The organism is Streptomyces sp. PU-14G (assembly GCF_041028275.1).
Taxonomy (GTDB): Bacteria; Actinomycetota; Actinomycetes; order Streptomycetales; family Streptomycetaceae; genus Streptomyces.
The window spans coordinates 1-8,448 of sequence record NZ_JASKYT010000349.1; the positions used below are offsets into that span (position 1 = coordinate 1).

Sequence of the window (8,448 nt, forward strand, 5' to 3'; positions counted from 1 at the left end):
CTCCCCCAGCGTGCGCCGCACCCCCGCCTCGAACTGAGCGAACGTCCTGCGCAGCAGCGGCAGCACATCCGTGAACGCCTCCGCCGGCACTCCGGTCAGCCACCGGTCGACCAGCGCGAGCAGCCGCTCGTCGTGGACGAGCAGCATCCCGCCACCCGACAGGAAGCCCTCGATCCACGCGGCAGCCTCACCCGGTGGCATCCCCGGCGAGAGAACGAGGCTCATCAGCCGCTCCGCCTCCTCGTCCGTCGCACAGCCCTCGTCCAGCAGCAACCGGACGCAGCGACCGCGCAGCAGGCCGGGTATCCGGTCACGCCCGGCGAGCGTCCGCATCATCCCGCGCCACCTGCTCAGCAGGCCGGGCCCCGCCTGGGCCTTCCCGCCCCCGACGCACTCCTCGCCACGGGTCAGCAGGTGCACGGCCTGGTGCGCCGCGTCCAGATGTCCGCGCATCTCGCGGGCGCTCTCCTCGCCGAGCCCGGCGCAGGCGGGCGGGAACCCGACGCACACGCGCGCGGCCATGCCCTCGGCCACCTCGGCGAGCGCGCCCGCGTCGGTGCCCCGCACGTCGCCGTAACGCAGGCTGCGCACCAGCGCGGGGAGCGCCTGCGCGAGGTGTCCGACATCGGCCTCCAGCGCCGCCCGGTCGGCCAGGACTCGCATCACGGCGGGCAGCGCGTCCGGCAGGTGCGCCAACAGGCAGTGCTCGGCCAGCGCGGTGATATCCGCGAGCGTGCCACCCGGCGCCTCCACCGCACGGGAACGGGCCTTGGCCGTGGCCGCCTCGTACACCGTCGTGCCCCAGAGCGCGGCCTCGGCCACGCGCACGGACAGCTCCGGCTCCCAGCGCAGGCGCCACGTCTCCCGGAACGTGCCGGTGTTGCCCGCGCGCGAGTGCGCGGGCACGCCCCAGTCGATACCGAGCAGACGCAACTGGTGCAGCAGGCGGCTGCGGGCCGCGTCGGTGTCCTTGCGCAGGTCCAGGTCCACCTCGCGCTCGGCGGCGGCCGGTTTGAGCCGCACGGCACGCTGCCGACGCTCCACGTCCCGTTGCAGCGGTACGGCGGGGGCGCCCTCGGGCACCTCGCCCAGCGCCTCGCCGACCACCAACCGCTCCCGTATCAGGGCCACCGGGACGTCGGAGCCCTCGCACAGCACCGCGCGCACCGCGTCGGTGGACTCGGTCAGCCCGGCCAACGGGCGTCCCCGCATGACGGCCAAGGCCTCGGCGAGCCGCACCGCCTCGATCACGTGAGCGGAGGAGACAGGGTGGTCCTGCTCCCGCAGCAGCCCCGCGACCTTCGTCATCCACCGCTCGACGGGCCGGTCCGGCGCGGCGAACAGATGGCCGTACCAACCGGGCGAGGCGATCCCCGCTCCGTACCCGGACCGGCGCGCCAGCCGCCGGTACGTCCACGGCACCCACGTGACCTCGGCCTTCACCTTCGGCAGGCCCTTGAGCATCCGCCGGTCGGCCGTCACCGTTCTCTGCTGCTGCTCGGCGAGCGCGGGCACGTGCCAGGCACCGCAGACGACGGCCGTCGCCGCACTCCCGAACTCCTTGACGGCTTCCCGCAACCGCAGCCGCATATGGGCCTCGCGGAGCAGGTCCCGGTCATGGCCTCCGTCCCCGTGCACGGCGCGCAGCTCGGCCATGGCCTCGCCCAGAGCGGTGAACGGCTCGAAGGGGTCGTGGTAGCCGCCTCTCCGGTGTTCGACGGCGTCCTCCCACCAGCGCTCCGGGTCGTCGTACCCGGCGACCTCCGCGAGCGCCGCCAGCGGATCGAGCCGCACCTCCTCCGCGTCCTGCACCGCCGCCGGGCCCTTCGCCGCAATCGAAGCACGCGGCAGAGCGGGCTCACACGGCACAGCAGGACCACGTGAGGCAGCCGGACCATGCGCCCCAGCAGGTGCCGTGTCCCCGGCGGCTCCACCCCCGTGGGGGCCGCCGGGGACCGTCTCCTCCCCCTCCGGGTGCGGCTCCTCCTCGCCTTCGCTCATCGCGAGGGTGTGGGCTGCCGGCAGGTCGATGAAGCGGACCGGGACGCCGCGCCCCACCGCCCAGCGGATCGCCACCCACTCCGGCGAGAACTCCGCCAGCGGCCAGAACGCGGCCCTCCCCGGCTCGTTGACCGCATGGGCCAGCAGCGCGACGGGCGGAATCATGGCCTCGTCCCCCGCCAGATGCACCACCGCGTCGCCCTCCGGCGGTCCCTCGATCAGGACGACACGCGGCGCGTACGCCTCCAGCGCGGCCAGGACCGCTCGCGCCGAACCCGGCCCGTGGTGCCGCACGCCGAGCAGCAGCGGCCCGTCCGTCGGCCCCCCGCACCGCGCCGCTTCCGGCGCAGGCCCGAAGCCCTGCGCCACCCCGCCTTCTTCGTGTGCGGCGGCCGTCATGCGGACACCTCTCGGCAGGCGCGGTAGAAGTCCTTCCAGCCCTCCCGCTCACGCACGACGGCCTCGAGATACTCCTGCCACACCACCTGGTCGGACGCCGGATCACGAACGACGGCGCCCCGGATGCCCGCGGCGACGTCGCCCGCGCGCAGCACGCCGTCGCCGAAGTGCGCGGCCAGCGCCAGGCCTCCCGTCACCACGGAGATGGCCTCGGCCGTCGACAGCGTGCCCGAGGGGGACTTGAGCTTCGTGCGACCGTCGTCGGTGACGCCCTCGCGCAGCTCACGGAAGACGGTGACCACCCGGCGGATCTCGTCGAACCCCTCCGGGGCCTGCGGCAGGTCGAGCGAACTGCCCAACTGCCCGACGCGGCGCGCCACGATCTCCACCTCTGCCTCCGCCGTCTCCGGCAGGGGCAGTACCACCGTGTTGAAGCGGCGGCGCAGGGCACTGGAGAGCTCGTTGACCCCTCTGTCGCGGTCGTTGGCCGTGGCGATCAGATTGAAGCCGCGGACCGCCTGCACCTCCTCACCCAGCTCGGGAACCGGGAGCGTCTTCTCGGACAGAACAGTGATCAGCGTGTCCTGCACATCGGCGGGCATACGGGTCAGCTCCTCGACCCGTGCCGTCCTACCCTCGGCCATGGCCCGCATCACCGGGCTGGGAACCAGCGCCTCCCGGCTGGGCCCCTGCGCGAGCAGCTGCGCATAGTTCCAGCCGTAGCGGATCGCCTCTTCCGCTGTGCCGGCCGTGCCCTGCACCAGCAGCGTCGAGTCCCCGCTGACGGCCGCCGCCAGATGTTCGGACAACCACGTCTTGGCCGTACCCGGCACACCGAGCAGCAGCAGTGCCCGGTCCGTGGCCAACGTACTGACCGCGACCTCGACGATGCGGCGCGGCCCCACGTACTTGGGCGAGACGACCCTGCCCTGCGGCAGCTCGCCGCCGAGGAGATACGTCGCCACGGCCCAGGGCGACAGCCGCCAACGCGCAGGCCGGGGCCTGTCGTCGACCTCCGCCAGGGCAGCCAGCTCATCCGCGAACGCGTCCTCGGCGTGGGGCCGCAGCGCCGCCTGCTCCGCGACATCGCTCTGGTTCACAACTCCCCCTCAACGCAGGGCTCGATTACGGAAGAAGGCATGGGAGCGGCCAAGGAAGAAGCCCCCGCACCGCAGCGCCTCGGCCGATCCGTGAACCACTCTGCACCCCGCCACTGACAATCTTCCCCGGAGCGCTTCCGACCTGCACCGATAGCGAGTTGGGGGCCCGATGTCAGTGGTGGCGCCTACCGTTTTCGGCATGGGTGGACAGACGGTCCGCTGGATGGCGGAGCACGGAGGCGCGCAGCCGCCGCCTGCCGACGCAGCGCCCCGCGCCGGGGGCAGGCTTGCGGCGCCCGGCGCGTGGCCTGGAGCGAGTGCGGACGGCAGCGCGACATGGGGCCGGCGCGCGAGCGGTGAGGCGACCGCCGCCGAGGCCGTGGCGGAGGCCGCCGGGGTCGGTGCCGAGACCGCCGGGGTCGGTGCCGAGACCGCGGGGGTCGGTGCCGAGACCGCGGGGGGTAGTTCGGAGACCGCCGACACGGGTGGGGCGGGGAGCGCTGGAGAGGAGGTCGACACGACGGTGGCGAAGGACGCAGGGGACGGGAACGGCACGGGCTTTCGGAAGGGCGGCAGCCCACGCCGACCCACGACGGTGGCGGGGTCTTCCCAGGCGCGGGAAGCGGACACGGACGGTGCGGACGACCCGCAGACCCACACCCACACTCGCGCCCACACCCGTACCGAGGCAGCGCGCCACCGTGCCGCACAGCGCACGGCCCGGATCAGCGCGGGCGCCGAGGAGCTGGAGCAGCGGCTGAGCGACCTGCTGCGCGGCGGACTCGCGGGCGCCGAACAGGCCGGATACGCGCCGTGGGAGGAAATGGCGGCTCGTATGGTCGACTCCCAAGCGCCGGGCCTGGCCGCACGCGTTCGGGAACTGGGTTCCGTGGCCGGATCGGGCGAGGGGTGGCCGGAACGGCTGCTGGCGGAGTGCGCGCTGCTGCATCTGCTCGCCCGCGCCTGGGAGGGACGAGACGCACTGCCGACGCCGCTGGCCGAGACGGTGCGCACACGGGTGGGGCTGACGGTCGAGGCGTCGGAACTTCTCGCGGACGGTGACGCGTTGATACGAGACGAGTGGCTGGTGCTCGCTCAGCGGGACACGGAGGAGGGGCGTCTCACGCCCCGGCGCATCTGGCTGCACGGCCGCGCGACGGGTCGCCAGGCGATGCTGCTCTCCTACGCCGCCGGGCGTGTGCCTCAGCAGGCGCTGCCGGTCGGCGCGGCGCTGGACGCCGAGCTCGCCTACTACCCCGGCGGCAGCCCGCTGCGGGCCGCGCTCGGCGAACGGCACGGGGAGCCGCTGCCCGGTTTCCGGCCGGCGGGTGGCAGCATCCCGGCGGCTTTGGAGGCGTACGCGCGTGCTCTCCGCGGCGATCCGTGGCTGGAGGGCTGGCCGTACGTGCTGCGGGACGTGGTTCCGGTGCCCCCATCCGCGTGCGGCGCCCCTGCCGCGGGCCCCAGCGCGGCTGAGCCTGCGACCGCCACCGGTTGGCAGCTGGCCTCCGCAGAAGCCGACGTAGCCGACGTCGCCCTTCCCATCGCCCCGGATACCGGCGCGAAGCCCCTGTGGAAACTGCTGGCCATGGCCGCCGACGGTCCTCTGACGGTTTTCGGCGAGTGCGGCCACCGCGGCTTCACCCCCCACACGGCATGGCTCGAAAGCAGACCCGTCGCCCTCTGACGGCGGCAAGCCGGTGGGGCGGGGGCGCAGCGGTCGACAGCACGCACGAAACGGGCGAGCCGCGCGGGCTTCGCCCTCGGAAAGAGGCGACGGCGGCGGGACGGGAGCTGGATAACGTGTCGGCTGAGACGGAAGACGGACGGAAACACCGGGCGAGCGGGCCGTCGGAAGCGGGCGGGGGGCCGCACGTCGCCCGGCCCGGAAGCACGGCGGAGCGACGGGAAGAACAGGACACGCGAGACGGAGGCGCGCCGGAAAGCGCGCACGGGCGGGGGGAGGCGCGAGGGACACCACACGACACCAACACCGACACCGCGGGCGCGCACCCACAACCGGGCCTCCCGACACCACGACACGGCGCAGAGCCCGGAAGCGCGAACCCGCAATCGGGACCACGTACATCGCGACACGGCGCAGAACCCCGAAGCACGCACACACAACCGGAGACGCGAGTACCCCGCCAGGGCGCGGAGGCTGACAGCCCCCGTACCCAACCGGCCCTCCGTGCTGCGCAGTACGCCGCCGAGCCGGGGGCGGTGGCAAGGTCGGCGGGAGCTGCCGGGCCCTCGGAGCGGAGCCAGGGGGACGGCCAACTCCCTGCGGAGCGGCACGGGGCACGGGCGGCGGACGACCGTCGGCCCCACGCGGAGCGGGACGGGGTCCGGGCGGCGGACGACCGTCGGCCCCACGCGGAGCGGCACGGGGGCCGGGCGGCGGACGACCGTCGGCCCCATGCCGAGCGGCACGGGGGCCGGGCGGCGGACGACCGTCGGCTCCATGCCGAGCGGGACGGAGGCCGGGGGGCGTACGGCCCGGAGTGGGGCGAGTTGGTGGCCGCCGCTCTGCTGGGTGGCGAGCGGCGGCGCCCGCCGGGAGGGAGCGCGACGGCGTTGCTGGACGCGGCGGCGGCCGAGACCGTTCGTCGGCGGGCCGGCGCGCGGCCCGCCGTGCCCCGGCAACGGCCGCAGCCCGCGCCGAAGGACACGCGGGCCCCGTTGCCCACCGCAGCCGAGCAGCGGCTGGCCATGCTGCTCGCGGAGCGAACGGGAAGCGGGGCCGGTCACGCGGGCGCGGCGGCGGGACGGCGCGGGGCGGGCCCCGACCTGGGCGAGTTGCTGCCGCAGTGGCTCGCGGAGGCCAACCGCCAGGGCTATCGCGCCCCGGCCGAGCTGCTGCCGGCGCTGCTGGACGCGGCGCGGGCCCGTACGGACCTGCGGGCCGAGACGCTGGCCTTCGCAGGCCCCCGAGCGCTGTGGCTGGCGCGCCACAACACGGACTGGAGGTACGCGCTGCGGGACGGCGTGCGACGCCAGATACCGGGCGAGGAGCCGGGGGCGGGCGAACGCGTGTGGCAGGAGGGCCTGTTCGCCGAGCGGGTGGCGGTACTGTCGGCGCTGCGGCGACGTCGACCGGAGGCGGGTCTCGCCTTGCTGGCCTCATCCTGGCAGACCGAGCGCGCCGAGGACCGGCTGATGTTCCTGGACTCGCTGCGCCAGGGACTCGGCGAGGCCGACGAACCGTTCCTGGAGCGAGCTTTGGCGGACCGCAGCCGCACGGTGCGGGCGACGGCGGCCGAGTTGCTGGCGGCGCTGCCCGGCTCAGCGCTGGCGGCACGCATGGCGGAGCGGGCCCGAGCGTGCGTGGCGCCGGACCGGGTGGGCGGCGGCGGCATCGTCGTCGAGGCACCGCACGAGTGCGACGCCGCCATGCAGCGCGACGGCGTCATACCCAAGCCGCCCACGGGCCGGGGCGAGCGGGCCTGGTGGCTCGTCCAGTTGGTGGAGGCGTCACCGCTGGGCATGTGGTGTGAACGGCTGGAGGGGCGGAGTCCCGAGCAGATCGTCGCGCTGCCGGTTGCCGACGGCTGGCGGGACGACCTGCACGCGGCGTGGTGCGCCGCGGCCGTCCGGCAGCGGAACGCCGCGTGGGCACGTGCGCTGATCGGTGAGCCCATCGAGCCGTTCGCGGAGGGGCCGGGTGATCCTGCCAAGTTGTTGTCGGTGCTCCCCGAGGAAGAGCGTGGCGCGTGGGCCGCGCGCTTCATCGCGGCCCACGGGCTGTCGGAGGCGTTCCGCATCCTCGGGGTGTGCGCGGTGCCGTGGTCGCTGCCGCTGGGGCGGGCGGTCGTGGACGCGCTGGAGATCGCCCGGGACGCGGGGAGTTACCCGTGGAGCTTCAGTGGAGTGATGGGGTTGGCCGAGCGCTGCCTGGACCCGTCCGACGCCGAGCGGCTCGCCCCGCTCGCCGCTGTCCCCGACGCGCGGGAGGAGGAGTCTCCGGGTGCCGGCGCCTACTGGGCGGAGTCGTTCCAGCGGCTCGTCAGCACGTTGCGGCTCCGCGGCACGATGCTGGCGGAGCTCCGCGACAGGGGGTGATCCGGCGCAGCGGCCCGCCGCCGCGGGCCGCTCGGAAGGATCAGGCGGCCACCGGGCCCACGTGCGTGCGGATCCACTCGACGACCTCGTTCGTCGTGGCACCGGGGGTGAAGATCTCCGCGACGCCTTGTTCCTTGAGCGGGGGGATGTCCTCTTCGGGGATGATCCCGCCGCCGAACACCTTGATGTCGGCGGCGTCCCGTTCGTGCAGCAGTTCCAGGACGCGGGCGAAGAGGGTGTTGTGCGCGCCGGAGAGAATGGAGAGGCCGATGGCGTCGGCGTCCTCCTGGATGGCGGTGCCGACGATCTGTTCCGGGGTCTGGTGCAGGCCGGTGTAGATGACCTCCATGCCCGCGTCACGCAGGGCACGGGCGATGACCTTGGCGCCCCGGTCATGACCGTCGAGGCCAGGTTTGGCGACGACCACGCGAATCGGACCGGACACAACCATCATTGCCTCCCTGTTGGACGACCTCCACGACCTCCCGGCCGGGTCAGGCCATGGGGGCGTGAACGCACGTTATCTCCAGCATCCCGCAGCCGTCCGTTCCGCGCCCGGAAGGGAGGGAGAAATCACACGCCGGGCCACTCTCCGCAGCACGCCGGGCCTACGCCCGCGCCCGCTTCACGGCCCGGATCGGGCCGGATGGGTCCAGGCCGGGCCGGTTCGGATCGGGCCAATTCGGGCCGGGCTGACTGAGCCCGGCCCGTCCCCCACCATGCTCCGACCCGCGTCCGCCACGTCGCGCACTCCCCGCCGTACGCCGCGTACGCCGCGGCGTCCCGGCGCACTGGCGTCCCCGCGCACTGACGCAGTAGCCCGGCAGCGCAACAACTCGGCAGCGCGGCGGCGCAGTGGTGCAGTGGCGCAGTGACATCGCGGAAG

General features: G+C 74.4%; 5 protein-coding genes. 2 read left to right on the forward strand and 3 right to left on the reverse strand.

The genetic code is table 11. The annotated features are described in order from the left end of the window. Together AB8Z75_RS28385 and AB8Z75_RS28390 are read right to left on the reverse strand one after the other, a co-directional pair. The coding region (locus tag AB8Z75_RS28385; protein WP_369206890.1) for a DUF5682 family protein at positions 1–2,400 on the reverse strand (2,400 nt) is incomplete at its 3' end. Then, a complete protein-coding gene (locus AB8Z75_RS28390; protein ID WP_369206892.1) occupies positions 2,397–3,500 on the reverse strand; it encodes an AAA family ATPase in 1,104 nt (367 codons plus the stop codon). The genes AB8Z75_RS28385 and AB8Z75_RS28390, both read right to left, overlap by 4 nt. A gap of 523 nt (positions 3,501–4,023) precedes the next feature. Here AB8Z75_RS28390 and AB8Z75_RS28395 point away from each other — a divergent pair. Continuing rightward, positions 4,024–5,187, forward strand: coding sequence for an SWIM zinc finger family protein (locus AB8Z75_RS28395; protein WP_369206894.1), 1,164 nt, complete (start codon positions 4,024–4,026; stop codon positions 5,185–5,187). Between the two features lie 830 nt (positions 5,188–6,017). Beyond that, the gene (locus tag AB8Z75_RS28400; protein ID WP_369206896.1) at positions 6,018–7,562 is read left to right on the forward strand and encodes a DUF5691 domain-containing protein; all 1,545 of its coding nucleotides are present in this window, start codon (positions 6,018–6,020) and stop codon (positions 7,560–7,562) included. 40 nt (positions 7,563–7,602) lie between these two features. On the opposite strand, the gene AB8Z75_RS28405 is transcribed toward AB8Z75_RS28400, so the two are convergent. Next, entirely contained in the window at positions 7,603–8,013 is a 411-nt protein-coding gene (locus AB8Z75_RS28405) for a cobalamin B12-binding domain-containing protein (protein ID WP_369206898.1), read from the reverse strand. Positions 8,014–8,448 lie beyond the last annotated feature (435 nt).